Annotated in this window: 1 pseudogene; it reads left to right on the forward strand. The window is 57.1% G+C overall.

Annotated elements, in window-relative coordinates:
* Nucleotides 1-266: pseudogene (locus J8I87_RS44320) on the forward strand (adhesin); the annotation flags it as partial.

Genomic DNA, 266 nt, shown 5'->3' on the forward strand with positions numbered 1-266 from the left:
GTGTCGGTGGGCGCTGCGGGTGCGGAGCGCCGGATCACGAACGTGGCGGCGGGCCTGAACGCGACCGATGCGGTGAATGTCAGCCAGCTGACGTCGGAAGATGCGAAGGTCAACAACGTCTCGAACAATGTTTCGAACGTGTCGAACAACGTGTCGAACCTGAGCAACACGGTCAACAACCTGGGCAATAACGTCACCAATATCAACAACCAGGTGACGAACATCGTCAATGGTGGCGGCATCAAGTATTTCCACGCGAACTCGAC

This window comes from Paraburkholderia sp. LEh10, from assembly GCF_017814945.1.
GTDB lineage: Bacteria > Pseudomonadota > Gammaproteobacteria > Burkholderiales > Burkholderiaceae > Paraburkholderia.